This window comes from Streptomyces sp. NRRL S-31, from assembly GCF_000718775.1.
GTDB lineage: Bacteria > Actinomycetota > Actinomycetes > Streptomycetales > Streptomycetaceae > Streptomyces.
This window is the reverse complement of sequence record NZ_JOCB01000038.1, coordinates 38,421-64,983: the sequence shown is the minus strand read 5'-3', so window position 1 is coordinate 64,983 and position 26,563 is coordinate 38,421. Positions and strand designations below refer to the sequence as shown.

General features: G+C 70.4%; 20 protein-coding genes, 1 pseudogene and 1 riboswitch. Of the genes and pseudogenes, 4 read left to right on the top strand and 17 right to left on the bottom strand.

Translation table 11 applies throughout. From position 1 onward, the window contains the following. Positions 1–291: 291 nt before the first annotated feature. Positions 292–471: riboswitch (cyclic di-AMP (ydaO/yuaA leader) on the top strand. Positions 472–475: 4 nt separating this feature from the next. Further along, the gene (locus IF37_RS0117160; protein ID WP_030743000.1) at positions 476–964 is read left to right on the top strand and encodes a transglycosylase SLT domain-containing protein; all 489 of its coding nucleotides are present in this window, start codon (positions 476–478) and stop codon (positions 962–964) included. On the opposite strand, the gene IF37_RS0117155 is transcribed toward IF37_RS0117160, so the two are convergent. Then, positions 958–1,776, bottom strand: coding sequence for a Cof-type HAD-IIB family hydrolase (locus IF37_RS0117155; RefSeq protein ID WP_030742997.1), 819 nt, complete (start codon positions 1,774–1,776; stop codon positions 958–960). The two genes, IF37_RS0117160 and IF37_RS0117155, sit on opposite strands and share 7 nt — an antisense overlap. 260 nt (positions 1,777–2,036) lie before the next feature. Here IF37_RS0117155 and fahA point away from each other — a divergent pair, with 260 nt between their 5' ends. After that, a complete protein-coding gene (fahA, locus tag IF37_RS0117150) occupies positions 2,037–3,254 on the top strand; it encodes a fumarylacetoacetase (protein WP_030742994.1) in 1,218 nt (405 codons plus the stop codon). Between the two features lie 223 nt (positions 3,255–3,477). Beyond that, positions 3,478–4,416, top strand: a complete 939-nt coding sequence (locus IF37_RS0117145; RefSeq protein WP_030742992.1) for a M56 family metallopeptidase — start codon at positions 3,478–3,480, stop codon at positions 4,414–4,416. A gap of 103 nt (positions 4,417–4,519) precedes the next feature. Here the strand turns inward: IF37_RS0117145 and recQ are convergent, their stop codons facing one another. The 15 genes from recQ to IF37_RS0117070 form a co-directional block, all read right to left on the bottom strand. After that, complete coding sequence (recQ, locus tag IF37_RS0117140) at positions 4,520–6,478, bottom strand: DNA helicase RecQ (RefSeq protein ID WP_253915787.1); 1,959 nt, start codon at positions 6,476–6,478, stop codon at positions 4,520–4,522. Between the two features lie 319 nt (positions 6,479–6,797). Further along, positions 6,798–8,447, bottom strand: coding sequence for an NADH-quinone oxidoreductase subunit NuoN (gene nuoN, locus IF37_RS0117135; RefSeq protein WP_030742988.1), 1,650 nt, complete (start codon positions 8,445–8,447; stop codon positions 6,798–6,800). Next, entirely contained in the window at positions 8,444–10,015 is a 1,572-nt protein-coding gene (locus IF37_RS0117130) for an NADH-quinone oxidoreductase subunit M (RefSeq protein WP_030742986.1), read from the bottom strand. Before IF37_RS0117130 ends, nuoN begins: the two co-directional genes overlap by 4 nt. A gap of 5 nt (positions 10,016–10,020) precedes the next feature. Continuing rightward, a complete protein-coding gene (gene nuoL, locus IF37_RS0117125) occupies positions 10,021–11,967 on the bottom strand; it encodes an NADH-quinone oxidoreductase subunit L (protein WP_030742984.1) in 1,947 nt (648 codons plus the stop codon). Positions 11,968–11,982: 15 nt separating this feature from the next. Beyond that, positions 11,983–12,282, bottom strand: a complete 300-nt coding sequence (nuoK, locus tag IF37_RS0117120; RefSeq protein WP_030742982.1) for an NADH-quinone oxidoreductase subunit NuoK — start codon at positions 12,280–12,282, stop codon at positions 11,983–11,985. After that, positions 12,279–13,124, bottom strand: coding sequence for an NADH-quinone oxidoreductase subunit J (locus tag IF37_RS0117115; RefSeq protein ID WP_030742980.1), 846 nt, complete (start codon positions 13,122–13,124; stop codon positions 12,279–12,281). Before IF37_RS0117115 ends, nuoK begins: the two co-directional genes overlap by 4 nt. After that, positions 13,121–13,771: an NADH-quinone oxidoreductase subunit NuoI gene (gene nuoI, locus IF37_RS0117110; protein ID WP_030742978.1), complete on the bottom strand. Its 651-nt coding sequence runs from the start codon at positions 13,769–13,771 to the stop codon at positions 13,121–13,123. The genes IF37_RS0117115 and nuoI overlap by 4 nt, the downstream gene beginning before the upstream one ends. Continuing rightward, a complete protein-coding gene (gene nuoH, locus IF37_RS0117105) occupies positions 13,764–15,128 on the bottom strand; it encodes an NADH-quinone oxidoreductase subunit NuoH (protein ID WP_030742976.1) in 1,365 nt (454 codons plus the stop codon). Before nuoH ends, nuoI begins: the two co-directional genes overlap by 8 nt. Next, positions 15,125–17,665 carry an NADH-quinone oxidoreductase subunit G gene (locus IF37_RS0117100; protein ID WP_030742974.1) on the bottom strand — a complete coding sequence of 847 codons (2,541 nt, stop codon included), beginning with the start codon at positions 17,663–17,665 and terminating at the stop codon, positions 15,125–15,127. The genes nuoH and IF37_RS0117100 overlap by 4 nt, the downstream gene beginning before the upstream one ends. Beyond that, complete coding sequence (gene nuoF / locus IF37_RS0117095) at positions 17,662–19,011, bottom strand: NADH-quinone oxidoreductase subunit NuoF (RefSeq protein ID WP_173456872.1); 1,350 nt, start codon at positions 19,009–19,011, stop codon at positions 17,662–17,664. Before nuoF ends, IF37_RS0117100 begins: the two co-directional genes overlap by 4 nt. Next, positions 19,008–19,874, bottom strand: a complete 867-nt coding sequence (gene nuoE, locus IF37_RS0117090) for an NADH-quinone oxidoreductase subunit NuoE (RefSeq protein ID WP_030742969.1) — start codon at positions 19,872–19,874, stop codon at positions 19,008–19,010. The genes nuoF and nuoE overlap by 4 nt, the downstream gene beginning before the upstream one ends. Beyond that, complete coding sequence (locus IF37_RS0117085; protein WP_030742966.1) at positions 19,871–21,211, bottom strand: NADH-quinone oxidoreductase subunit D; 1,341 nt, start codon at positions 21,209–21,211, stop codon at positions 19,871–19,873. The genes nuoE and IF37_RS0117085 overlap by 4 nt, the downstream gene beginning before the upstream one ends. Further along, a complete protein-coding gene (locus tag IF37_RS0117080; protein WP_030742963.1) occupies positions 21,208–22,002 on the bottom strand; it encodes an NADH-quinone oxidoreductase subunit C in 795 nt (264 codons plus the stop codon). The genes IF37_RS0117085 and IF37_RS0117080 overlap by 4 nt, the downstream gene beginning before the upstream one ends. Beyond that, a complete protein-coding gene (locus tag IF37_RS0117075; protein WP_030742960.1) occupies positions 21,999–22,553 on the bottom strand; it encodes an NADH-quinone oxidoreductase subunit B family protein in 555 nt (184 codons plus the stop codon). Before IF37_RS0117075 ends, IF37_RS0117080 begins: the two co-directional genes overlap by 4 nt. Positions 22,554–22,568: 15 nt before the next feature. Next, positions 22,569–22,928 (bottom strand): NADH-quinone oxidoreductase subunit A, encoded by a 360-nt coding sequence (locus IF37_RS0117070; RefSeq protein WP_030379754.1) that lies wholly within the window; start codon positions 22,926–22,928, stop codon positions 22,569–22,571. A gap of 738 nt (positions 22,929–23,666) precedes the next feature. On the opposite strand from IF37_RS0117070, the gene IF37_RS0117060 reads away from it, so the two are divergent. Beyond that, positions 23,667–24,512 (top strand): C40 family peptidase, encoded by an 846-nt coding sequence (locus IF37_RS0117060; RefSeq protein WP_030742957.1) that lies wholly within the window; start codon positions 23,667–23,669, stop codon positions 24,510–24,512. A gap of 674 nt (positions 24,513–25,186) precedes the next feature. Here IF37_RS0117060 and IF37_RS39475 read toward each other — a convergent pair. Continuing rightward, positions 25,187–26,539 (bottom strand): annotated as a pseudogene (locus IF37_RS39475) (transcriptional regulator). Between the last annotated feature and the right edge of the window lie 24 nt (positions 26,540–26,563).

The following is a 26,563-nucleotide window of genomic DNA, read 5'->3' as shown; positions in this document are numbered from 1 at the left end:
CACTAATCGGACTTCAGGGATTAATGCACCTAATAACTCATGCCCGATTTGCAGCCTTTTGCCATTTCGTGAGTTGGGTCACTCACCCGCCTTGCCCCTCACCCCCGCCGGGCGCCCCACCACCCCTGCGCCGTCGGCGAGTTGAGCATTGGCGATTGCAAAGGATCAAGCATCATAAATGACGTCGATCAAGGTCAAATGGCGCGTCATGTGAATCCGGCACTTGTTCCCGACATGTGCTCTCGCATACGTTCCGGGCCGTCGGGCGGACGCCGAATCCTGCCGCCGCCCGTTAACCCATTGACGAACTCATTCGTACGGCAGGAGCGGGGGACCCAGGTAAGCCGCCCGACCGAACGGCACACGCCGCTTCGGAACGGCTCGGGGTGAAGCCGTGCCTCCTCCAGGGCACGGCCGGGCACCTCCCCGCCCGAACCCGACAGCTCACCTCGCAGGCGCCGGAGAGGAACTTCCCATGCCTGCCGCCGTTCAGCCCCGCCGTACCCGGAACAGCCGCCTGGTCCGCACCCTCGCCGCCGCCTGCACCGGCGCCGCGGTCCTCACCCTGCCGCTCATCGGCGCGTCCACCGCCTCCGCCGCCACCCCCACGGCCGCGACCGCCGCCACCACCCCCGCCGGATACCCGGACAACCTCGACGGCTGGATCCGCGAGTCGCTCGCGATCATGGCGCAGAAGGGCATCCCGGGCACCTACGACGGAATTCACCGCAACGTCATGCGCGAGTCCTCGGGCAACCCGGCGGCCATCAACCTCTGGGACTCCAACGCCGCGAAGGGCATCCCGTCCAAGGGCCTGCTCCAGGTCATCGACCCGACCTTCAAGGCCTACCACGTCGCCGGAACGTCCTTCGACATCTACGACCCGGTCGCGAACATCACCGCCGCCTGCAACTACGCGGCCGCGCGGTACGGCTCGATCGACAACGTGTTCGGCGCCTACTGACCGGCACCCGGGAACAGTCTCTCGAGGACGACGGCGATGCCGTCGTCCTCGTTCGACAAGGTGATCTCGTCGGCCACCGCCTTGAGCTCCGGATGCGCGTCGGCCATGGCGACACCCCACCCGGCCCACTCGAACATCGGGATGTCGTTGGGCATGTCGCCGAAGGCGACGGCCCGTTCGGCGCCGATCCCGAGCCGCTCGGCGGCGAGCGCCAGCCCGGTCGCCTTCGTCACCCCGCTCGGCTGGAGTTCCACGGTGCCCGGACCCGACATCGTGACCGTCGCCAGCGAGCCCACCGCCGAGCGCGCCACCGCCGCCAACTCGTCGTCGGACAGTTCGGCGTGCCGCAGCAGCACCTTGCTGATGGGCGCGCCCCACAGGTCGGCACGCCGGTCCACCCGCACCGCGGGCAGCGTCGGATGGGGCATCAGATAGCCGGGCTCGATGAGCGTGAGGCCGTCCACCCCGTCCTGGTCGACCGCGGCGTACACCTGCCCCACCTCCGCCTCGATCTTGCCGAGCGCGGTCTCCGCCAGTTCCCGGTCCAGCCGCTCCGACCACAGCAGACGGCCGGTCGCGGCGTCGTAGAGCTGCGCTCCCTGCCCGCACACCGCGAGCCCCGTGCAGCCGAGGTCCGTGAGCAGGGGCCGCACCCGTGGGACCGGTCGGCCCGTCACCACCAGGTGCCGGGCACCGGCCCGCGCCACCCGCGCGAGCGCGGCGAGCGACCGGTCGGAGACGGTGTCGTCACCACGCAGCAGCGACCCGTCCAGGTCGGTGGCGATCAGTGCATATGCCAGGGAGGGTGCCATGGTCAGAGAATACGGACCCCACGCCCCGTCGACTCACCCCTGTTTCCACGCACTTGCGTGCCGTGAGCCCCCAAGTCCCGCCCGCCGCGGCCCCGGTGGCTTGTTCACCGGCGGTGCGGGGCTCCGCCGCCGTCGTCCGGACAACATGTCCAGCCCGCCGTGAGGCACTGCCCATGACACGCATGTCGGCCGTAACGTGTGGCGCGACCACATGGAACGCTTCGCCACGCATGGCCCGGATGAGAGTGAGGCAGCACCCCATGCCCCCCTTCGACGTCCCCGAGGGCGATCCCTTCGGCCCGCACAACCTCCCCTATGGCGTGTTCTCGCCCTCCGGCAGCACGGAGCGGAGGATCGGCGTCCGGCTCGGGAACCACGTCCTCGACGCGGGCGCCACGGCCGCCGCGCTCGGCTCGCCCCACCAGGCGCTGCTCGCCCGGACCACCCTCAACCCGCTGCTGGCCGCCGGCCGGGCCACCTGGTCGGAGGTACGGCACGCCGTCACCTCCTGGATCACGGACCCGGCGCACCGCGAGACCGTCGAGCCGCTGTTCCACCCGCTGTCCGAGGTGACCCCGCACCTGCCCTTCGAAGTCGCGGACTACGTCGACTTCTACGCCTCGGAGAACCACGCCCGCAACGTCGGCCGGATCTTCCGCCCGGACGCCGCGGACTCCCTCACCCCCAACTGGAAGCACCTGCCCATCGGCTACCACGGCCGCTCCGGCACCGTCGTCGTCTCCGGCACGGACGTCGTACGGCCGTCCGGGCAGCGCAAGGGGCCGGCCGACCCCGCACCCGTCTTCGGCCCTTCCGTCCGGCTGGACATCGAGGCCGAGGTCGGCTTCGTCGTGGGCGTGCCGTCCGCACTGGGCAGCCCGGTCGCGCTCGGCGACTTCCGGGAGCACGTCTTCGGACTGTGCCTGCTGAACGACTGGTCCGCGCGGGACATCCAAGCCTGGGAGTACGTCCCCCTCGGCCCGTTCCTCGGCAAGTCCTTCGCGACCTCGGTGTCGGCGTGGATCACCCCGCTCGAAGCACTGGAACACGCGCGCGTGGCACCTCCGAAGCGCACGCACCCGCTGCTGCCCTACCTGGACGACTCGGCTCCGGGCGGCGAACCCGGCGGCTACGACCTGCGTATCTCCGTCGCCGTCAACGGCCATGTGGTCTCCGAGCCGCCGTTCTCCACCATGTACTGGACCGCCGCCCAGCAACTCGCCCATATGACGGTGAACGGCGCCTCGCTGCGCACCGGCGACCTGTACGGCTCCGGCACGGTGAGCGGCCCGGCCGAACGGCAGCGCGGCTCGCTCCTGGAACTGACCTGGAACGGCCGTGACCCCCTCGACCTCCCGGACGGCAAGCGGACGTTCCTGGAGGACGGGGACGTGGTGACCATGACGGCCTGGGCGCCCGGCGCGGACGGGCACCGGGTGGGCCTGGGCGAGGTCAGCGGCCGGGTGGTCGCGGGCTGATCCACGGCCATCCCCGGCCGGCCGCCCAGGGGCGCGGACCCGCCACCCGCCCGGCGGCCGGCCGGCGACCGCGGATCGTCGCCGACTCCTTAACCCACGGCGCCCGTCCCCGTCATACTGGCGGGGACACGCACCACGCACCCCGCGAGAACGCGGTCGTGCGCGGCGTGTTCGGCACCACCGACACCCGCACACGTCTCCGACCAGGAACCGGAGCCCCGGCATGACCGTTTGCCTGCTCCTGCTGAGCGTCGTCGCCCTGACCGCCGCCGTTCCGGCACCGCGCGCGCTGACCCGGGCCGTCTGGACCGAGCGGGAACCCGTGATCGCGCTGTGGGTGTGGCAGTGCCTGGTCGCCACCGTCCTGCTGTGCTGCCTGACCGCTCTCGTGCTGGGCGCGGCAGCCGTGTTCCACACCGTCCGCGACCACGTGTTCGCCCCCGCGCCGCCCGCCGTCACCGCCGCCTACGACCTGTCCACCGCGCCGGTGTGGGCGGCGGCACTCACCGTGCTGCTGGCCTGCGGGGCGGCCTGGACGACGGCGATGCTGGCCCGGGAGCTCGTCGAGGCCCGCCGCAGCCGTGGCCAGGCCCGGGCGCAGCTGCGCGAACGCGCCCCCGAGCTGCCGGCCGGACTGCCGGCGGCACGCGGGCCGATGCTGGTACTGGAGGACGAGTACCCGGACGCCTGGTGGATGCCCGGACACCCGCCCCAACTGGTCGTCACCACGGGGGCGCTGCACCGGCTCACCGACCTCCAGCTGGACGCCGTCCTCACCCATGAGCGCGGACACGCCCGCGCCCACCACGACTGGCTGCTGCACCTGTCCACCGCGCTCGCCACGGGCTTCCCGCGCGTACCGCTCTTCGCCCACTTCTGCGACCAGACGCACCGCCTGGTCGAGCTGGCCGCCGACGACACGGCGTCCCGGCGCTGCGGGCACCTCACCACGGCCCTCGCCCTGATCGAGCTGAACCAGCACCGGGGCGTCCTGTCCTGCGACTCCAGCCGCCACCTGCTGGGCGAGCGCGTCGACCGCCTGCTGGCACCGCCGCCCCGGCTGCTGCGCCGGCACCGGGCCCTGACCACGACGGTGGCCGCGCTGGTCCCGCTGCTGCCCCTGCTGATCACCTTCGCCCCGGGCCTGACGGCCCTGTCCTGAGCGCCCGCCACGGCCGGCGCGGCCGCCGGCGGCCGGGCCTGCGCGGCGCGGGGGTCGTGAGCCCCGCACCGCGCCCGGGCCGGCCGGGCCGCGCACGGTGGGGTCAGATCCAGTCGTCCGGTTCCGGCTCGTCCGCCGGCTCGGGCCAGTCCGCGTCCGGCCCCTCGTCGGCGGCGGCCGGTGCCGCCCCGTCCAGGGAGGCCAGCACCCGGATCACGCCTTCCCCGTACGTCGCCAGCTTCTTCTCGCCGACGCCGCTCACCGTGCCCAGTTCCTGCACCGAGGCGGGCCCGCGGGTCACGATCTCCCGCAAGGTGGCGTCGTGGAAGATGACGTACGCCGGGACGCCCTGCTCCCGGGCCTGCTCGGCACGCCACGCCCGCAGCGCCTCGAAGGCGGGGAGCAGCTCGCCGGGCAGCTCGGCCGCGGCGGCCTTGGCCTTGCCGCCGCCGGACGAGGCGCCGCCGGACCGCGACCGGGAGGCGGCCGGTTTCCTCGGTTCCTTGCGCAGCGGCACCTCGCGCTCCCTGCGCAGGACCGAGCCGCTCGCCTCGGTGAGCACCAGCGTGCCGTACTCCCCTTCGACCGCGAGGAGTCCCTGGGCCAGCAGCTGCCGGACGACGCCCCGCCACTCGCCGTCGGTGAGGTCCTGGCCGATGCCGAAGACGGACAGCTGGTCGTGGTCGAACTGGATCACCTTGCCGGTGCGCTTGCCGAGCAGGATGTCGACGATCTGCATCGCGCCGAACTTCTGCCCGCGTTCGCGTTGCAGCCGTACCACCGTGGACAGCACCTTCTGCGCCGCGACCGTGCCGTCCCAGGTCTCCGGCGGGGTCAGGCAGGTGTCGCAGTTGCCGCACGCCTCGGTGTCGGCGTCCTGCCCGAAGTAGGCGAGGAGCTGGCCGCGGCGGCATCGGGCGGTCTCGCACAGCGCGAGCATGGCGTCGAGATGGGAGGCGGCCCGGCGGCGGAACGCCTCGTCGCCCTCGCCGGACTGGATCAGCTTGCGCTGCTGGATGACGTCGTTCAGTCCGTACGCCATCCAGGCCGTGGACGGCAGGCCGTCGCGGCCCGCGCGGCCGGTCTCCTGGTAGTAGCCCTCGATCGACTTGGGCAGGTCGAGGTGGGCGACGAAGCGCACGTCCGGCTTGTCGATGCCCATGCCGAAGGCGATGGTCGCCACCACGACCAGCCCGTCCTCGCGCAGGAACCGGGACTGGTGCGTCGCGCGCGTGGCCGCGTCGAGGCCCGCGTGGTACGGCACCGCCGCGATGCCGTTGGCGGTGAGGAACTCCGCCGTACGCTCCACCGAGTTGCGCGAGAGGCAGTACACGATGCCGGCGTCGCCCGCGTGCTCCTCGCGGAGGAAGGCGAGCAGTTGCTTGCGGGGGTCGGCCTTGGGCACGACCCGGTACTGGATGTTGGGGCGGTCGAAGCTGGCGACGAAGTGGCGGGCCGTCGGCAGGTTCAGCCGCTGGGTGATCTCCTGGTGGGTGGCGTGCGTGGCGGTGGCGGTGAGGGCGATCCGCGGCACGTCCGGCCAGCGCTCGCCGAGCAGGGACAGCGAGAGGTAGTCGGGGCGGAAGTCGTGGCCCCACTGGGACACGCAGTGCGCCTCGTCGATCGCGAAGACGGAGACCTTGCCGCGGGAGAGCAGGTCGAGCGTGTTGTCCAGGCGCAGCCGCTCCGGCGCCAGGTAGAGCAGGTCCAGCTCGCCGGCCAGGAACTCGGCCTCGACGACGCGCCGCTCGTCGAAGTCCTGCGTGGAGTTGACGAAGCCGGCGCGGACGCCGAGGGCGCGCAGGGCGTCCACCTGGTCCTGCATGAGGGCGATCAGCGGGGAGATCACCACGCCCGTACCCGGTCTGACCAGGGCGGGGATCTGGTAGCACAGCGACTTGCCGCCGCCGGTCGGCATGAGGACGACGGCGTCACCGCCCGCCACCACATGCTCGATGATCGACTGCTGCTCGCCCCGGAAGGCGTCGTATCCGAAGACCCGGTGCAGCGTGGCCAGCGCCTCGCTGTCGGCCGCGCCCGGCCCCTCGGTCATCTGTGGCATCTCGCTGATCCCGCTCGTCACACCCGTCACGCCCATCGTCCTGTCCCCCGCCGGTCCCCCGTGTGTCGTCTCTCGACCGCTGCCTCCACGATAGGGGGCCGGACCGACAGCCCCGGAGTTGTCCACAGGTTCACCCGGTCGGCGGGGCTCCGTCCGGTGCCGCGATCCGGTGACGCGGAGTGACGAGCGGGGGCCCGTCCCGGCCGCGGTCCCGGGCGTACGCCGCTGCCCGGCACCCTAGTCAGCGGGCTCCGGGCGTACGCCGCTGCCCGGCACCCTCGTCGGCAGGGTGCCGGGCAGCGGCGTCGTGGGAGCGGCGTCAGCGCACGAAGACTCCCGCCTGGCCCGCCAGGTCGAGGAAGTACTGCGGTGCCACACCGAGGACGAGCGTCACCGCCACGCCCATGCCGATCGCCAGCATGGTCAGCGGGGACGGCACGGCGACGGTCGGGCCTTCCGGCTTCGGCTCGCTGAAGAACATCAGCACGATCACGCGGATGTAGAAGAACGCGGCGATCGCCGAGGAGATCACACCGACCACGACCAGCGGGACGGCGCCGCCGTCGGCCGCCGCCTTGAACACGGCGAACTTCCCGGCGAACCCGGAGGTCAGCGGGATGCCGGCGAAGGCCAGCAGGAAGATCGCGAAGACCGCGGCCACCAGGGGCGAGCGACGGCCGAGCCCGGCCCACTTCGACAGGTGGGTCGCCTCGCCGCCCGCGTCCCGCACCAGCGTGACCACCGCGAACGCGCCGATCGTCACGAAGGAGTAGCCCAGCAGGTAGAAGAGGACGGAGGACACGCCGTCCTTCGAGGTGGCGATGACACCGGCGAGGATGAACCCGGCGTGCGCGATGGACGAGTACGCCAGCAGCCGCTTGATGTCGGTCTGCGTGATGGCGACGATCGCACCGCCCAGCATGGTGATGATCGCCACCGCCCACATGACCGGCCGCCAGTCCCAGCGCAGCCCGGGCAGGACGACGTAGAGCAGGCGCAGCAGCGCGCCGAACGCCGCCACCTTGGTCGCCGCCGCCATGAAGCCGGTCACGGGGGTGGGCGCGCCCTGGTAGACGTCGGGTGTCCACATGTGGAACGGCACCGCGCCTACCTTGAACAGCAGTCCCATGACGAGCAGGGCGCCGCCGACGAGGAGCAGCGCGTCGTTGCCCATGGTGTTGGCGAGGGCCGGGTCGACGTCGGTGACGGTGCCGTCGACGACCTGGGCGATGCGCGCGTACGACACCGAGCCCGCGTAGCCGTACAGCAGCGCGATGCCGAACAGGGTGAACGCGGAGGCGAACGCGCCCAGCAGGAAGTACTTGACCGCGGCCTCCTGCGACATGAGCCGCTTGCGGCGGGCCAGCGCGCACAGCAGGTAGAGCGGGAGGGAGAGGACCTCCAGGGCCACGAACAGCGTCAGCAGGTCGTTGGCCGACGGGAAGATCAGCATGCCGCCGATCGCGAAGAGCAGGAGCGGGAAGACCTCGGTGGTGGTGAAACCGGCCTTGACCGCCGCCTTCTCGGTGTCGCCGCCGGGTACGGCGGCGGCCTGCGCGGCGAAGGAGTCGACCCGGTTGCCGTGCGCGGCCGGGTCCAGGCGGCGCTCGGCGAAGGTGAACAGGCCGACGAGGCCGGCCAGCAGGATCGTGCCCTGGAGGAAGAGGGCCGGGCCGTCGACCGCGATCGCGCCCATGGCCGCGATGTGCGCCTTCGTGGTGCCGAACCCGCCGGCCGCGAGGGCGACGACCGCGGCGAACGCGGCGCACAGGGCCACGAGGGACACGAACACCTGCGCGTAGTAACGGGACCTGCGCGGCACGAACGCCTCGATGAGCACCCCGACCAGCGCGGCGCCGATCACGATCAGTGTCGGCGACAATTGTCCGTATTCGATCTTCGGCGCGTCGATCTTCGAGATCGGTTCGGCCGCGGTTGTCCACAGGCTGTGGACGGCTGTTGCGCTCACTTGGCCGCCTCCACCTCGGGCTTGGGGTCCGTCTTGTGTACGTCCGACATGGTCTGCCTGACCGCCGGGTTGACGATGTCCGTGACGGGCTTCGGGTAGACGCCCAGGAAGATCAGCAGCACGATCAGCGGGGCGACCACCACCAGCTCCCGCACCCGGAGGTCGGGCATCGCCGACACCTCGGGCTTCACCGGGCCCGTCATCGTCCGCTGGTACAGCACCAGGGTGTAGAGCGCGGCGAGGACGATGCCGAAGGTGGCGATGACGCCGATCACCGGATAGCGCGTGAAGGTGCCGACCAGCACCAGGAACTCGCTCACGAACGGTGCGAGGCCCGGCAGGGAGAGGGTGGCGAGGCCGCCGATCAGGAAGGTGCCGGCGAGCACCGGGGCGACCTTCTGCACACCGCCGTAGTCGGCGATGAGCCGCGAGCCGCGCCGGGAGATGAGGAAGCCGGCGACCAGCATCAGCGCGGCGGTGGAGATGCCGTGGTTGACCATGTACAGCGTGGCGCCGGACTGGCCCTGGCTGGTCATCGCGAACACGCCCATGATGATGAAGCCGAAGTGCGAGATCGACGCGTAGGCCACCAGGCGCTTGATGTCCCGCTGGCCGACGGCGAGCAACGCGCCGTAGACGATGCTGATGAGCGCCAGGACGAGGATCACGGGCGTCGCCCACTTGCTGGCCTCCGGGAACAGCTGGAGGCAGAAGCGGAGCATCGCGAACGTGCCCACCTTGTCGACGACCGCGGTGATGAGGACGGCGACCGGTGCGGTGGACTCCTGCATGGCGTTGGGCAGCCAGGTGTGCAGCGGCCACAGCGGCGCCTTCACCGCGAAGGCGAAGAAGAACCCGAGGAACAGCCAGCGTTCGGTGCCGGTCGCCATGTGCAGGGAGCCGTTCGCGCGGGCCTCGGCGATCTGCTGGAGGCTGAAGTTCCCGGCGACCACGTAGAGGCCGATCACCGCGGCCAGCATGATCAGGCCGCCGGCGAGGTTGTAGAGGAGGAACTTCACCGCGGCGTACGACCGCTGGGTGGCCGCGGTCTCCTCGCCGTGCTCGTGGGCACGGTCCCCGAAGCCGCCGATGAGGAAGTACATCGGGATGAGCATGGCTTCGAAGAAGATGTAGAAGAGGAAGACGTCGGTGGCCTCGAAGGAGATGATCACCATCGCCTCGACCGCCAGGATCAGCGCGAAGAAGCCCTGCGTGGGCCGCCAGCGGCGGCTGCCGGTCTCCAGCGGGTCGGCGTCGTGCCAGCCGGCGAGGATGATGAACGGCATCAGCAGGGCGGTCAGCGCGAGCAGCGCCACCCCGATGCCGTCGACGCCCAGCTCGTACCTGACCCCGAAGTCCGCGATCCAGGCGTGGTTCTCGGTGAGTTGGTAGCGGGCGCCGTCCGGGTCGAAGCGGACCAGGACGGTGACCGCCAGGGCGAGCGTGGCGAGCGAGACGACCAGCGCCAGCCACTTGGCGGCGGTGCGCCGGGCGGCCGGTACGGCGGCCGTGGCGACGGCCCCGAGGGCCGGGAGCACCGCCGTCGCTGTCAGCAGGGGAAAGGACATCGGTATCAGACCGCCCTCATCAGCAGGGTCGCGGCGACCAGGAGCGCCGCACCGCCGAACATCGAGACCGCGTAGGAGCGGGCGAAGCCGTTCTGGAGCCGGCGCAGTCGTCCGGAGAGGCCGCCGAACCCGGCCGCGGTGCCGTTGACGACGCCGTCGACCAGGGTGTGGTCGACGTACACCAGGGAGCGCGTCAGATGCTCGCCGCCGCGCACCAGGACCACGTGGTTGAAGTCGTCCTGGAGCAGGTCGCGGCGGGCCGCGCGGGTGAGCAGCGAGCCGCGCGGGGCGACCGCCGGGACGGACTTGCGGCCGTACTGGGCCCAGGCGATGGCGACCCCGACGACGAGGCAGACCATGGTCGCCCCGGTGACGGTCGCCGCGCTGAGCGGGGAGTCGCCCTCGCTGTGGCCCGTGACGGGCTCCAGCCAGTGCAGGAACCGGTCGCCGATGCTGAAGAAGCCTCCGCCGAAGACGGAGCCGACGGCCAGCACGATCATGGGGATGGTCATGACCTTCGGGGACTCGTGCGGGTGCGGCTCGGTGTGCTCGCCGTCCGTCTCGGCGGCGGGCTCGGCGCTCGGCCCCTGCGGGGAGCGGGTGGGCCGGTTCCGCCAGCGCTCCTCGCCGAAGAACGTCATCAGCATCACGCGCGTCATGTAGAACGCGGTGATGGCCGCGCCCAGCAGGGCCGCGCCGCCGAGGATCCAGCCCTCGGTGCCGCCCTTGGCGAACGCCGCCTCGATGATCTTGTCCTTGGAGAAGAAGCCGGACAGGCCCGGGAAGCCGATGATGGCGAGGTAGCCGAGGCCGAAGGTGACGAACGTGACCGGCATGTACTTGCGCAGGCCGCCGTAGCGGCGCATGTCGACCTCGTCGTTCATGCCGTGCATCACGGAACCCGCGCCGAGGAACAGCCCGGCCTTGAAGAAGCCGTGCGTCACCAGGTGCATGATCGCGAAGACGTAGCCGATGGGGCCGAGACCGGCGGCCAGGACCATGTAGCCGATCTGCGACATGGTGGAGCCGGCCAGCGCCTTCTTGATGTCGTCCTTGGCGCAACCGACGATCGCACCGAAGAGCAGCGTGACCGCGCCCACCACGGTGACGGCCAGCTGGGCGTCGGGGGCGGCGTTGAAGACGGCGGCGGAGCGGACGATCAGGTAGACGCCCGCGGTCACCATCGTCGCGGCGTGGATCAGGGCCGAGACCGGGGTCGGGCCCTCCATGGCGTCCCCGAGCCAGGACTGGAGCGGCACCTGGGCGGACTTGCCGCAGGCGGCGAGGAGCAGCATCAGGCCGATCGCGGTGAGCCTGCCCTCGGAGGCGTCACCGGTGTGGGTGAGGACCGGGCCGAAGGCGAAGCTGCCGAACGTGGTGAACATCAGCATGATCGCGATCGACAGGCCCATGTCGCCGACGCGGTTGACCAGGAAGGCCTTCTTCGCGGCCGTGGCGGCGCTGGGCTTGTGCTGCCAGAAGCCGATCAGCAGGTACGAGGCGAGACCGACGCCTTCCCAGCCGACGTACAGCAGCAGGTAGTTGTCGGCGAGGACGAGCAGCAGCATCGCCGCGAGGAACAGGTTCAGGTAGCCGAAGAAGCGGCGGCGGCGCTCGTCGTGCTCCATGTACCCGACCGAGTACAGGTGGATCAGTGAGCCGACGCCCGTGATCAGCAGGACGAACGTCATGGACAGCTGGTCGAGGCGGAAGGTGACGTCCGCCTGGAAGCCGGCCACCGGGATCCAGGTGAACAGGTGCTTGACCAGGGTGCGGTGTTCGGCGTTCCGGCCGAGCAGGTCGGCGAAGAGGATCAGGCCGAACACGAAGGAGGCGGTCGACAGCAGCGTGCCGACCCAGTGGCCGACGCGGTCCAGGCGCCGGCCGCCGACCAGGAGGACGGCCGCTCCGAGCAGGGGCGCCGCGATGAGCGGCGCGATCAGGTTCTCCACGATTCTTCCGACCCCTTACAGCTTCATCAGGCTGGCGTCGTCGACCGAGGCCGAGTGGCGGGTACGGAACAGCGACACGATGATCGCGAGGCCCACCACGACCTCCGCGGCGGCGACGACCATCGTGAAGAAGGCGATGATCTGGCCGTCGAGGTTGCCGTGCATCCGGGAGAAGGTGACGAACGCGAGGTTGCAGGCGTTCAGCATCAGCTCGACGCACATGAAGACCACGATGGCGTTGCGCCGGATGAGGACGCCGGTCGCGCCGATCGTGAACAGCAGGGCGGCGAGGTAGAGGTAGTTGACCGGGTTCACTTCGACGCCTCCTCGGGCCGCTTGAACGTCTCCGGCTCGACCGCCCGGCGCTCCAGGCGCTCCTCGGCGCGCTGCTCCAGCGCCCGCAGGTCGTTGAGCGCCTCGGTGGACACGTCGCGGATCTGGCCCCGGTCGCGCAGCGTCTTGCTGACCGTCAGCTCGGCGGGGGTGCCGTCGGGCAGCAGGCCCGCGATGTCCACGGCGTTGTGCCGGGCGTAGACACCGGGGGCGGGCAGCGGCGGGACGTGGCGGCCCTCGCGGACGCGCTGTTCGGCCAGTTCGCGCTGGGTCTTGGCGCGCTCGGTGCGCTCGCGGTGGGTGAGCACCATGGCGCCGACGGCGGCCGTGATCAGCAGCGCGCCGGTGATCTCGAAGGCGAAGACGTACTTGGTGAAGATGAGGGCCGCCAGACCCTCGACGTTGCCGTTGGCGTTGGCCTGGCCGATGCCGTCGAAGTCCTTCAGGGAGGCGTTCGCGATGCCGGCGAACAGCAGGACGCCGAAGCCGACGCCGCACAGCAGGGCCAGCCAGCGCTGGCCCCTGATGGTCTCCTTCAGGGAGTCCGCGGCCGTGACGCCGACGAGCATCACCACGAACAGGAACAGCATCATGATCGCGCCGGTGTAGACGACGATCTGCACGATCCCGAGGAAGTAGGCGCCGTTGGCGAGGTAGAACACCGCCAGGACGATCATGGTGCCGGCGAGGCAGAGCGCGCTGTGCACGGCCTTCCTCATGAAGACGGTGCACAGGGCGCCGATCACCGCGATCGTGCCGAGGACCCAGAACTGGAAGGCCTCACCGGTGGAGGTGGTGTAGGCGGCGAGGGCCGGCGCGTTCATCGGCCGATCACCTCCTCCGAGGCCGGCTCGTCCTCGCCGGTGGTGGCGGCCGCCTCCTGCGGGGCCTCGCCCTTGGAGACGGCGGTCTGCCGGACGGTGCCGGGCGCGGCCTGGGTCACCAGCCCGCGGTAGTAGTCCTGCTCGTCGGTGCCCGGGAAGATCGCGTGCGGTGTGTCGACCATGCCCTCTTCGAGGCCGGCGAGCAGCTGCTCCTTGGTGTAGATGAGGTTGGCGCGGCTGGAGTCCGCCAGCTCGAACTCGTTCGTCATCGTCAGCGCGCGCGTGGGGCACGCCTCGATGCACAGCCCGCACAGGATGCAGCGGGCGTAGTTGATCTGGTAGACGCGGCCGTACCGCTCGCCCGGCGAGTAGCGCTCCTCGTCGGTGTTGTCGGCGCCCTCCACGTAGATGGCGTCGGCGGGGCAGGCCCAGGCGCACAGCTCGCAGCCGACGCACTTCTCCAGGCCGTCCGGATGGCGGTTGAGCTGGTGCCGTCCGTGGAACCGCGGAGCCGTGGTCTTCTTCTGCTCCGGGTACTGCTCGGTCAGCCGCTTCTTGAACATGGCCTTGAAGGTCACGCCGAAGCCGGCCACGGGGTTCTGGAAGCCGGGCTTGATCTGCCCGGACTCCTGAGGCTCCTCAGCCATCGGACGACTCCTTTCCATCCGAAGTTCCGTCACTGACAGTGTCCGGCCCGCCACTGACAATCAGCTCCCGCTCGCGGCGGGGGCGGCGCCTCGGCGCCGCCGGCAGCTCCTGCCCGGGCAGCGGCGGCACGGGGAACCCGCCCGCCATCGGGTCGAAGTCCGGCTGCCGGGCGGCGGGCTGCTCGGCCGCCCTCCCCTTCTCGCGGAACAGGTCGGCGACGAAGGAGATCAGCAGCAGGGCGAGAACGCCGCCGCCGACGTAGAGGGCGATGTCGGCGAAGTCGTAGTTCTCGTTGCGCAGGGCGCGGACGGTCGCGACCAGCATCAGCCAGGTCACGGAGACCGGGATGAGGACCTTCCAGCCGAGCTTCATCAGCTGGTCGTAGCGGACGCGGGGGAGCGTGCCGCGCAGCCAGATGAAGAAGAACAGCAGCAGCTGCACCTTGATGACGAACCAGAGCAGCGGCCACCAGCCGTGGTTGGCGCCTTCCCAGAAGCCGCTGACCGGCCAGGGGGCGCGCCAGCCGCCGAGGAACAGGGTGGTCGACACGGCCGAGACGGTCACCATGTTGACGTACTCGGCGAGCATGAACATCGCGAACTTGATCGACGAGTACTCGGTGTTGAAGCCGCCGACCAGGTCGCCCTCGGACTCCGGCATGTCGAAGGGGGCGCGGTTGGTCTCGCCGACCATCGTGACGATGTACAGGATGAAGGAGACCGGCAGCAGCAGGATGTACCAGCGGTCGTGCTGCTGCTCGACGATCGTGGACGTCGACATCGACCCCGAGTAGAGGAACACGGAGGCGAACGCGGCGCCCATGGCGATCTCGTAGGAGATCATCTGCGCGCAGGAGCGCAGGCCGCCCAGGAGCGGATAGGTGGATCCGGAGCTCCAGCCCGCCAGCACGATGCCGTAGATGCCGACGGAGGCGACCGCGAGGATGTAGAGCATCGCGATCGGCAGGTCGGTGAGCTGCATGGTGGTGCGGTGGCCGAAGATCGAGATCTCGTTGCCGGCCGGTCCGAACGGGATCACCGCGATCGCCATGAAGGCCGGGATGGCCGCGACGATCGGCGCGAGGACGTAGACCGCCTTGTCCGCGCGCTTGACGACGAGGTCTTCCTTGAGCATCAGCTTCACGCCGTCGGCGAGCGACTGGAGCATGCCCCAGGGGCCGTGCCGGTTGGGGCCGATGCGCAACTGCATCCAGGCGACGACCTTGCGCTCCCAGACGATGGAGAACAGCACGGTCACCATCAGGAAGGCGAAGCAGAACACCGCCTTGACGACGACCAGCCACCAGGGGTCGCGGCCGAACAGCGAGAGGTCTTCAGCGGCGAGGTACACGCTCATGCCTCCACCTCCTTGGGCTCCTTGGGGGCCTCCTCGGCGACTGCCGCCGGGCCGATGCGGACGAGGGAGCCGGGCCGCGCCCCGGTGTCGGAGGCGACGCCGGTGCCCGCGGAGTTCAGCGGGAGCCAGACGACCCGGTCGGGCATGTCGGTCACCGCCAGCGGCAGTTCGACCGTGCCGGCGGGACCGCTGACGGCCAGGGTGCCGCCGTCCGGGACGCCCGCCTCGGCGGCCGTGGCGGCGGACACGCGCGCGCGTGCGGCGTGCCGGGTCCCGGCGAGCGCCTCGTCGCCCTCCTGGAGGACGCCCTGGTCGAGCAGGAGCCGGTGTCCGGCGAGTACGGCCTCGCCCGCGGCCGGGCGGGGCAGTGCGCCCGCGGACTCCATGGGCCCGGAGGCGCGGGGGCCGTCCCAGGGGCCGAGCCGGTCGATCTCCGCGCGCGTGGTGCGCAGATCCGGCAGCCCCAGGTGGACGTCCATGGCGTCGGCGAGCATCTGGAGCACGCGGGTGTCGGTCGGCGGGAGCCGGCGGGTCATCTGGTCCGGCTTGAGCGCGGCCTCGAAGGAGCGCGCGCGCCCTTCCCAGTTGAGGAAGGTGCCCGCCTTCTCGGCGACCGCGGCGACCGGCAGGACGACGTCGGCGCGGTCGGTGACCTCGCCGGGCCGCAGCTCCAGCGAGACCAGGAAGCCGACCCTGTCCAGGGCCTCCCGCGCGCGTGCCGGGTCGGGCAGGTCGGCGACCTCCACCCCGGCGACGACCAGCGCGGAGAGTGCACCGTCCGCGGCGGCCTCGACGATTCCCCGGGTGTCGCGGCCGTGGCCCGCCGGGAGTCCGGCGACGCCCCAGGCGGCGGCGACCTCCGCACGCGCGCGCGGGTCGGTCGCCGGGCGGCCTCCGGGCAGCAGCGTGGGCAGCGCGCCCGCCTCGACGGCGCCGCGCTCACCGGCCCTGCGGGGGATCCACACCAGCTGGGCGCCGGTCGCGGTGGCGGCGCGCACGGCGGCGGTGAGGCCGCCCGCGACTCCGGCCAGCCGCTCGCCGACGATGATGACGGCGCCTTCGGCACGCAGGGCCTCGGCGGCGTGCGTGCCCGGCTCCTCCAGGCCGACGCCGCCGGCGAGGGCGTCCAGCCACTCGGTCTCGGTGCCGGGAGCGGCCGGCAGCAGTGTGCCGCCGGTCTTCTCCAGGCCCCGGGTGGCGTGCGTGGCCAGGGCGAACACCCGCTGCTTGTGCTTGCGCCAGGCCTTGCGAAGCCGCAGGAAGACGCCGGGGGCCTCCTCCTCCGACTCGAAGCCGACCAGCAGGACGGCGGGCGCCTTCTCCAGGGAGGTGTACGTCACGCCCGTACCTCCCCCAGACTCCGTCCGGGGGGACCCCCAGACGTCACGGCCGTGGCCGGCCACCCGGGCCGCCAGGAACTCGGCCTCCTCGGCGCTGTGCACGCGCGCGCGGAAGTCGATGTCGTTGGTGTCCAGCGCCACGCGCGCGAACTTGCCGTACGCGTAGGCGTCCTCGACGGTGAGCCGGCCGCCGACGAGGACCCCGGTCCGGGCGCGGGCGGCGGTCAGTCCGCGGGCGGCCGCCTCCAGCGCCTCGGGCCAGGAGGCGGGCTCCAGGACGCCGTCGGCGTTGCGCACGAGCGGGGTGTCGAGGCGGTCCTTGAGCTGCGCGTACCGGAACCCGAAGCGGCCCTTGTCGCAGATCCACTCCTCGTTGACCTCGGGGTCGTCGGCGGCGAGCCGCCGCATGACCTTGCCGCGCCGGTGGTCGGTGCGGGTGGCGCAGCCGCCGGCGCAGTGTTCGCACACCGACGGCGAGGAGACGAGGTCGAAGGGGCGGGAGCGGAAGCGGTAGGCGGCCGAGGTGAGCGCGCCGACCGGGCAGATCTGGATGGTGTTGCCGGAGAAGTACGACTCGAACGGGTCGCCCTCGCCGGTGCCGACCTGCTGGAGCGCGCCCCGCTCGATCAGCTCGATCATGGGATCGCCGGCGACCTGGTTGGAGAACCGGGTGCAGCGGGCGCACAGCACGCACCGCTCGCGGTCCAGCAGCACCTGCGGGGAGATCGCGACGGGCTTCTCGTACGTGCGCTTGCGGCCCTCGAAGCGGGACTCGGCATTGCCGTGCGACATAGCCTGGTTCTGCAACGGGCACTCGCCGCCCTTGTCGCAGACCGGGCAGTCCAGCGGGTGGTTGATGAGCAGCAGCTCCATCACGCCGTGCTGGGCCTTCTCGGCGACCGGGGAGGTGAGGTGGGTTTTCACGACCATGCCGTCCGTGCACGTGATCGTGCAGGACGCCATCGGCTTGCGCTGGCCCTCGACCTCGACGATGCACTGGCGGCAGGCGCCGGCCGGGTCGAGGAGGGGGTGGTCGCAGAAGCGGGGGATCTCGATGCCGAGCTGTTCGGCGGCGCGGATCACCAGGGTGCCCTTGGGCACGCTGATCTCGACGCCGTCGATCGTCAGCGTGACGAGGTTCTCCGGCGGGACCGCCGCCTCTCCCCCTCCCGCGGGGGCGCTCGTGGTCACGGTCATGCGTTCACCTCCGGGCGGTCCGCCCAGGCCGTCGACTTGGCCGGGTCGAAGGGGCAGCCCCGGCCCGTGATGTGCTGCTCGTACTCCTCGCGGAAGTACTTCAGCGAGGAGAAGATCGGGGACGCGGCGCCGTCGCCCAGGGCGCAGAAGGACTTGCCGTTGATGTTGTCGGCGATGTCGGCGAGCTTGTCGAGGTCGGACATGACGCCCTTGCCGGCCTCGATGTCGCGGAGCAACTGCACCAGCCAGTAGGTGCCTTCGCGACAGGGGGTGCACTTGCCGCAGGACTCGTGGGCGTAGAACTCGGTCCAGCGGGTGACGGCCCGCACCACGCAGGTGGTCTCGTCGAAGCACTGGAGCGCCTTGGTGCCGAGCATGGAGCCGGCGGCGCCGACGCCCTCGTAGTCCAGGGGCACGTCGAGGTGGTCGGCGGTGAACATCGGCGTCGAGGAGCCGCCCGGGGTCCAGAACTTCAGGCGGTGGCCCGCCCGCATGCCGCCGCTCATGTCGAGGAGCTGGCGCAGGGTGATGCCGAGCGGCGCCTCGTACTGGCCGGGGCTCGTGACGTGGCCGCTGAGCGAGTACAGCGTGAAGCCCGGGGACTTCTCGCTGCCCATCGACCTGAACCAGTCCTTGCCGTTCTTCAGGATCGCGGGAACCGACGCGATCGACTCGACGTTGTTCACCACAGTGGGGCAGGCGTAGAGGCCCTCCACGGCGGGGAAGGGGGGACGGAGCCGCGGTTGACCACGGCGGCCTTCGAGCGAGTCGAGCAGTGCGGTCTCCTCACCGCAGATGTACGCGCCCGCGCCGGCGTGCACGGTGAGCTGGAGGTCGAGGCCGCTGCCCAGGATGTTCTCGCCGAGATAGCCCGCCTCGTAGGCCTCGCGCACGGCCTCGTGCAACCGCCGCAGGACGGGGACGACCTCACCCCGCAGATAGATGAAGGCGTGCGACGACCTGATGGCGTAGCACGCGATCACGATGCCCTCGATGAGGCTGTGCGGATTCGCGAAGAGGAGCGGGATGTCCTTGCAGGTGCCCGGTTCCGATTCGTCGGCGTTGACAACCAGATAGTGCGGTTTTCCATCCCCCTGGGGAATGAACTGCCACTTCATTCCGGTCGGGAATCCCGCGCCGCCCCGGCCGCGCAGCCCGGAGTCCTTGACGTACGCGATCAGGTCGTCCGGTGACATGGCGAGCGCCTTGCGGAGCCCCTCGTACCCTTCGTGCCTCCGGTAGACCTCCAGGGACCAGGACCGGTCCTCGTCCCAGAAGGCCGACAGCACGGGTGCGAGCAGCTTCTCGGGGCTGGAGTCCTTGAGTTCGGCTGCCACGGTCATCACTCCCCCTCCTTCGCGGTGGGCCCCGCGGGGTGCGAGGGATCGGAGGCCGAGGTCTCCTGCGGCGCGTCGTGGGAGCTGAGGTGTTCGGCCGGCGACGGCTCGTGCACCCGGTCCTGCCCTTCCCCCTGCGGACCTCCGCGCGGATGGACCACGCGCGCGGGTGCGGTCTCTCCCTTGGCCAGGCGGAGGCCCACCAGCGACGCGGGTCCCGCGCTGCCGCCCTCCTCGACGGCCGCGGGCCGCTCGTCGGGGAAGCCGGCCAGGATGCGCGCGGTCTCCTTGAAGGTGCACAGCCGGGCCCCGCGCGTGGGCTGGACGGGCTGTCCCGCGCGCAGGTCGTCGACCAGGCGCCTGGCGCTCGCCGGGGTCTGGTTGTCGAAGAACTCCCAGTTGACCATCACGACCGGCGCGTAGTCGCAGGCCGCGTTGCACTCGATGTGCTCCAGGGTGACCTTGCCGTCGTCGGTGGTCTCGCCGTTGCCGACGCCCAGGTGCTCCTGGAGGGTCTCGAAGATGGCGTCGCCGCCCATCACCGCGCAGAGCGTGTTGGTGCACACGCCGACCTGGTAGTCGCCGGAGGGCCGCCGCCGGTACATGGTGTAGAAGGTGGCGACCGCGGTGACCTCGGCCGTGGTCAGGCCGAGCACGTCCGCGCAGAACCGCATGCCGGTGCGCGTGACATGGCCTTCCTCGGCCTGCACGAGGTGGAGCAGCGGGAGGAGGGCGGACCGGGAGTCCGGGTAGCGCGCGATCACTTCCCGGGCGTCCGCCTCCAGCCGGGCCCGGACGTCGTCCGGGTAGGCGGGTGCGGGCAGTTCGGGCATGCCCAGGCTGATGCCCCGCTCCGAAGACGAGGTGGTCACCGGTCGACGCCTCCCATCACGGGGTCGATGGACGCGACGGCGACGATGACGTCGGCGACCTGGCCGCCCTCGCACATCGCCGCCATGGCCTGAAGGTTGGTGAAGGACGGGTCGCGGAAGTGGACCCGGTAGGGGCGGGTGCCGCCGTCGGAGACGGCGTGCACGCCGAGTTCGCCCTTGGGTGACTCGACGGCCGCGTACGCCTGTCCCGGCGGGACGCGGAAGCCCTCGGTGACCAGCTTGAAGTGGTGGATCAGGGCCTCCATGGAGGTGCCCATGATCTTCTTGATGTGGTCGAGGGAGTTGCCGAGTCCGTCGGGTCCCAGGGCCAGCTGGGCGGGCCAGGCGATCTTCTTGTCGGCGACCATGACCGGGCCGGGCTGGAGCCGGTCGAGGCACTGCTCGACGATCCTGAGCGACTGGCGCATCTCCTCCAGGCGGACCAGGAAGCGGCCGTAGGCGTCGCAGCTGTCGGCGGTGGGGACGTCGAAGTCGTACGTCTCGTAGCCGCAGTACGGCTGGGTCTTGCGCAGGTCGTGCGGGAGGCCGGTGGAACGCAGGATGGGGCCGGTGGCGCCGAGGGCCATGCAGCCGGCCAGGTCGAGGTAGCCGATGTCCTGCATACGGGCCTTGAAGATGGGGTTCCCGGTGGCGAGCTTGTCGTACTCCGGGAGGTTCTTCTTCATCTTCTTCACGAACTCGCGGATCTGGTCCACCGCGCCGGGCGGCAGGTCCTGGGCGAGTCCGCCGGGCCGGATGTACGCGTGGTTCATGCGCAGGCCCGTGACCAGCTCGTAGATGTCGAGGATCATTTCCCGATCACGGAATCCGTAGATCATGATCGTGGTGGCGCCCAGCTCCATGCCGCCGGTGGCGATGCACACCAGGTGGGAGGAGATCCGGTTCAGCTCCATCAGGAGCACCCGGATGATCTCGGCGCGGTCGGTGATCTGGTCCTCGATGCCGAGGAGCTTCTCGACGGCGAGACAGTAGGCGGTCTCGTTGAAGAAGGACGTCAGGTAGTCCATGCGCGTGACGAAGGTGGTGCCCTGCGTCCACGTGCGGTACTCGAGGTTCTTCTCGATGCCGGTGTGGAGGTAGCCGATGCCGCAGCGGGCCTCGGTGACCGTCTCGCCCTCGATCTCCAGGATCAGGCGGAGCACCCCGTGGGTGGACGGGTGCTGGGGCCCCATGTTGACGACGATGCGTTCGTCGTCGGCGCGGGCCGCGGACTGGACGACCTCGTCCCAGTCGCCACCGGTGACCGTGTAGACGGTGCCCTCGGTGGTCTCGCGTGCGGACGCGGCCGACGCGGCGGATGCTGACTGCCTGCTCACGAGTACGACCTCCGCTGGTCCGGAGCCGGGATCTGGGCGCCCTTGTACTCGACGGGGATGCCGCCGAGGGGGTAGTCCTTGCGCTGCGGGTGGCCCTGCCAGTCGTCCGGCATCATGATCCGCGTCAGGGCCGGGTGACCGTCGAAGACGATGCCGAAGAAGTCGTACGTCTCGCGCTCGTGCCAGTCGTTGGTCGGGTAGACGGCGACCAGGGAGGGGACGCGTGGGTCGCTGTCGGGGGCGCTGACTTCGAGGCGGATCAGCCGGTTGTGGGTGATCGAGCGCAGGTGGTAGACGGCGTGCAGCTCGCGGCCCCTGTCGTGCGGGTAGTGGACGCCGCTGACGCCGGTGCACAGCTCGAAGCGCAGGGCCGGGTCGTCGCGCAGGGTGCGGGCGACGGCGAGCAGGTGCGCGCGTTCGATGTGGAAGGTCAGTTCGTCGCGGTCGACGACCGTCTTCTCGATGACGTTCTCGGGGACGAGGCCCTGTTCCTCCAGGGCGCCCTCCAGTTCGTCGGCGACCTCGTCGAACCAACCGCCGTAGGGGCGGGTCGCCGGTCCGGGGAGCCGGACCGAGCGGACGAGGCCGCCGTAGCCGGAGGTGTCGCCGCCGCCCGCGGCGCCGAACATGCCGCGCTGGACGCGGATCTCCTCGCCGCCCTGGCCGCGCTGGCCGGGGAGGTTGGAGGCGGCGAGGTCCTTCTCGGGGTTGACCCCGTTCGCGGGGCGGTCGGCCCCGTTCGCGGAGCCCTTCGCCCCGCTCGCGCCGTTGGTGCCGTTCGCGTCGGTCACCGCAGCAGCCCCTTCATCTCGATCGTGGGCAGGGCCTTGAGCGCCGCCTCCTCCGCCTCGCGGGCCGCTTCCTCGGCGTTCACGCCGAGCTTGGAGGACTGGATCTTCTGGTGGAGCTTGAGGATGGCGTCCATGAGCATCTCGGGCCGGGGCGGGCAGCCGGGGAGATAGATGTCGACCGGGACGATGTGGTCGACGCCCTGGACGATCGCGTAGTTGTTGAACATGCCGCCCGAGGAGGCGCAGACACCCATGGAGATCACCCACTTGGGGCTGGGCATCTGGTCGTAGACCTGCCGCAGGACGGGCGCCATCTTCTGGCTGACCCGGCCGGCGACGATCATCAGGTCGGCCTGGCGCGGCGAGCCGCGGAAGACCTCCATGCCGAAGCGGGCGAGGTCGTAGCGGCCGGCGCCGGTGGTCATCATCTCGATGGCGCAGCAGGCGAGGCCGAAGGTCGCCGGGAAGACGGACGCCTTGCGCACCCAGCCCGCGGCCTGCTCGACGGTGGTGAGCAGGAAACCGCTCGGCAGCTTTTCTTCGAGTCCCATGTCGTTAAAGGCCCCTCAGTCCCATTCCAGGCCGCCGCGCCGCCATACGTACGCGTACGCGACGAAGACGGTGAGCACGAAGAGCAGCATCTCCACGAGCCCGAAGATCCCCAGGGAGTCGAAGGTGACGGCCCAGGGGTAGAGGAAGACGATCTCGATGTCGAAGACGATGAAGAGCATCGCCGTCAGGTAGTACTTGATGGGGAAGCGCCCGCCGCCGGCCGGCGTGGGGGTCGGCTCGATGCCGCACTCGTATGCCTCGAGCTTGGCGCGGTTGTACCGCTTCGGACCGATCAGCGTGGCCATGACCACGGAGAAGATCGCAAAGCCTGCCCCGAGGGCTCCCAGTACGAGGATGGGCGCATAAGCGTTCACCGCTCCTCGCTCCTCTCAGTCGGCGCTGACTGCTGGCGGTAGGGGCTCACATCCGCCTCACCGGTCCCACGAGCCCCGCTCATCCCGGCGAAGATCGAGAACATGTGAAGCAGGTCACAAGCCCAACTGCTCCGCATCTTATGCCTGCCGCTCTGTGATCTGCGACACGGGGTATTGCACAAGCTTTGTGATCTCCACCACCTGACGAAGGATCATGAAGTCGGATGATGGGTGATCTTCACACAGGAAGCGTTCAGTTGATCACCAGAAGTGACAATCCCGCCCGTCATCGCAGGCCGGAAGGGTCGTCTCAATATCAAGAAACTTCCCTCGCATGCAAATTCGTGCTGGACGCAAGGGCCTGGTAGTGGGAGCCGTTCACATGCCGAGGGGGCGGCCGGAGCGGATGTGAACGCACTCGGAGCGCGTGCGCGCGTTCACGATCTCCGCACGCGCGGGACGCCGGGGTTCCGGTAACCGTTCCGTGACCTCCGCCACATCGATGAGAAGCCGATGAGAACCGGGCTTGGCCAACGACCGCAACCAGTGGTAAGCGGGGGGCAATCCGGACGTAATGATCAAAGACCGTGATCAAGGGCTTGATCACGACCGTCCGCAATGTCCGTTACGGCGTCAATAAGGAGCGACACGCCCGGGATTCCGATACTCGGCTGAACAAGTGTGGCGCAGGACACGTTTCTTGAAGATATGAAGGAGCCCCTGGTACCGGTTGTTCTCATGTCCCACACCGCTCACATACGCAGCCACCGGAAGCCCCGCCGGAACGCGCCGGCCCTCGCCGTGCGGGCCGGAGTCGCCGGTGGCGTCCTCGGCACCCTGGCAGTCGCCGGGGCGGCTGGTTCGGCGAACGCTGCCGAGCCGGTGACGCAGACCCTCGAACTGCCCACCCTGACGGCCGACCTGGCCGCCCAGGCGGCCCAGTCCGCGGACGCCACCGAGCAGGCCGCCGCGAACTACCAGCTGCAAGCAGAGCGTGACGCGGCCGCCGCGAAGGCCGCGAAGCAGGCGGAGGCCGACCTCGCCGAGGCCAAGAAGAAGGCGGCCGAGGCCAAGAAGAAGGCCGAGCAGGAGGCCCGCAAGGAGGCCGCCGCCCGCGCCTCGCGCGCCGCCGAGCGGACCACGCTGTCCACCACGGCGGACTCCACGTCCGCCTCCACCACCTCCACGGCGCCCTCCACCTCGACGTCCACCGGCAGCTCCACCGCCACCGGTTCGGTCGCCTCGATCGTGAACTTCGTGAAGGCACAGGTCGGCAAGGCGTACGTCCCCGGCGCCACCGGCCCCTCCGCCTACGACTGCTCCGGCCTGGTGCAGACGGCCTTCAAGCAGGTCAACATCAGCCTGCCGCGCGTCTCCCAGGACCAGTCCACCGCCGGCACCCAGGTCTCGCTGAACAACCTCCAGCCGGGCGACATCCTGTACTGGGGCAGCGCGGGCAGCGCGTACCACGTGGCGGTGTACGTCGGCGGCGGTATGTTCGTCGGCGCGCAGAACTCCTCCACCGGCGTCGTGGAGCGTCCGCTGTCGTACGACCCGCCCACGGGCGCGGTGCGGGTGCTCTGAGAGCCACCGCGCACCTCTCACGCGTGTAGGGCCGCTGCCGCTCGGGGGCAGCGGCCCTCGCGCTTTCCCGGCGCCCCGCGAAACGCCCCCGCCCCCGACGGGGGGCACGCCTCGGGACCGCCTTGGTAATGCCGCGTTAGCAGGCATACTGAGAAGACTTCGAGCGGATGATCGAGTGGAGCGAGGGCGGCAGGCTCGACATCGTGTACGCGTGGGCATCCACGCGCCTGCAACGAGACATCGCCGGCAGATCGCACAGCGGACGCGCGCCGCCGTCGAACGGGCGGCACCGCTCTGTGGATCGAGCGCGGCCCCTGAATCTGGTGGGCGGCGTGGTCTCGACTACCAGCATCACCAGCAATGACCAAGGCTTTCTCGGTCTCCAGACCGGCGCCGGCGGATGGGCGAGCTACCTCGATCACCGCGTCGTCTTCCACACCCGGCAGGCCACGGCGATCGATCGGTTCGACATCGCCCGGGCCTGGTCGCCTACGCACAGTCTGTGGAAGACGACGACATCGGCATCGAGGTCGGCACGGAGACCTCGGGAGTCCTGCGGGATCGGCTCTACCGCCGGTACGACCAGCCACGCATACGCGAACTGGACGGCACGCCAGAACACCTACCAGACCAGCCCGTCGGCCTTGCGCCTGCGGGCGGGTGCACCTTTGTCGTCACGCCGCAGCGACAAGCTCGCGAGCGCGCTCGTTGAAGTCCGCGACGAGTCGATGGGTACCGTAGGGCTGCATCCGCCGCTGCAAGTCCTGCACCGCCTCGACGCAGCGCGAGCTCTTCACCTGACGCGACAGGGACAACGTCCGCAAACCGGCGGAGTGCGCGGCCTCCAGGTCCCGGCGCTGCAAATGCGAGACCGCGAGCGCAGCCTGCGACATCGCCCCCCGCCGCGCGCGCCGCTGCCTGCGCGCATGGTCGATGGACTGGCGCGCGTATTCTGCGGCGTTCGCCGGATCGTCGATGTCCCGGAACGTGTTCGCGTGTTCGCCGTGCAAATACGCGGGGTCGATGAACGTCGCCCACTCCGGTTCCTTCTCCGGGCGTACTCGACTGAACGCGGTCTCCGATTGGGCCACGGCATGAGCTGCCGCGGTCTTGTCGCCGAGCTTGGCGAGTGCCCGCGCTTCCAGTGCCCACAAGTCGGCCAGACAAGCAGGCGAGCCCCCGTTACCGAGACCGGCGCGGCCGGCCTGCGCGAGCCGGCGCCCTTCCTCCGGGTGGCCGAGCAACGTCGCTTGATCGGCCATGCCGGCAAGCACGTGCGCGCCGAGCGCGGCGTTCGTCGACTCCTCGGCAAGTCGTAGCGACTGGATGAGGTATCGCTGCGCCGTTCCGTGCTCGCCGTTGTCGTACGCCATCCATCCCAGCAAGTACGTCTGCTCGGCCGCCGCCTCGCACAGCGCCCGCCGCACTTCCTCGGTATAAGTACGGCGCAGCAGCGGATAGACATGCTGGTTCATGTACTCGGCGAGGATGAGTCGGCCTGAGCCGCCGCCTTGTAGAACGTCCATCTTCTGGAACTCACTGAACATGTTCCGGACCGCCGTCACGTCCTCAAGACGCACCCGCGGCCCCGGTTCCGGCTGCTGGTCAAGCGTGTTGAGCAGCCAGTCGCGGGATGGCCCGACGGCCGCCACAGCGGCGAACGGCGCTGCGGCCAAGAAGTTGCGACGGTCCACGTCCGCCCTCCCCAAGTCGGTCACTGCTTCCACGGTAACCGCGAAGGACGAGCTGTAAATGAGCAAGCGTTCGACTGTCTGACCCTCACCGAGCCCGAGATCTTACGTTGTGACCCGGTATGCGAAGTGCGCCGAGAAGACGTCGGCGAGGATCTCGGGCACGGGCGGGCGCGGCTGATCGCCGGCCAGCCAACGCCGTACGGTCGTCGCGTCCGGCGTGATGTGCGCCTGTCCCCGCGTCTGAGCTGCGGATTTCACGCGACGCGCGAGTTCCTTGCGACTCATGCCTGACCGCGTGAGCCAGTGTTCGAGATCCTCGTTCGGATTCTTCATGGCGAACCCTTACCCCTCGGTCAT

Bases quoted from the DNA above. Each gene is read 5' to 3' on its own strand.
- IF37_RS0117100 (WP_030742974.1), bottom strand. From the start codon at position 17,665: ATGACCGTGACCACGAGCGCCCCCGCGGGAGGGGGAGAGGCGGCGGTC.
- recQ (WP_253915787.1), bottom strand. From the start codon at position 6,478: ATGCCACAGATGACCGAGGGGCCGGGCGCGGCCGACAGCGAGGCGCTG.
- nuoH (WP_030742976.1), bottom strand. From the start codon at position 15,128: ATGAGCGTGTACCTCGCCGCTGAAGACCTCTCGCTGTTCGGCCGCGAC.
- IF37_RS0117130 (WP_030742986.1), bottom strand. From the start codon at position 10,015: ATGTCCTTTCCCCTGCTGACAGCGACGGCGGTGCTCCCGGCCCTCGGG.
- IF37_RS0117060 (WP_030742957.1), top strand. From the start codon at position 23,667: ATGTCCCACACCGCTCACATACGCAGCCACCGGAAGCCCCGCCGGAAC.
- IF37_RS0117145 (WP_030742992.1), top strand. From the start codon at position 3,478: ATGACCGTTTGCCTGCTCCTGCTGAGCGTCGTCGCCCTGACCGCCGCC.
- IF37_RS0117115 (WP_030742980.1), bottom strand. From the start codon at position 13,124: ATGAACGCGCCGGCCCTCGCCGCCTACACCACCTCCACCGGTGAGGCC.
- IF37_RS0117160 (WP_030743000.1), top strand. From the start codon at position 476: ATGCCTGCCGCCGTTCAGCCCCGCCGTACCCGGAACAGCCGCCTGGTC.
- fahA (WP_030742994.1), top strand. From the start codon at position 2,037: ATGCCCCCCTTCGACGTCCCCGAGGGCGATCCCTTCGGCCCGCACAAC.
- IF37_RS0117075 (WP_030742960.1), bottom strand. From the start codon at position 22,553: ATGGGACTCGAAGAAAAGCTGCCGAGCGGTTTCCTGCTCACCACCGTC.
- nuoI (WP_030742978.1), bottom strand. From the start codon at position 13,771: ATGGCTGAGGAGCCTCAGGAGTCCGGGCAGATCAAGCCCGGCTTCCAG.
- IF37_RS0117155 (WP_030742997.1), bottom strand. From the start codon at position 1,776: ATGGCACCCTCCCTGGCATATGCACTGATCGCCACCGACCTGGACGGG.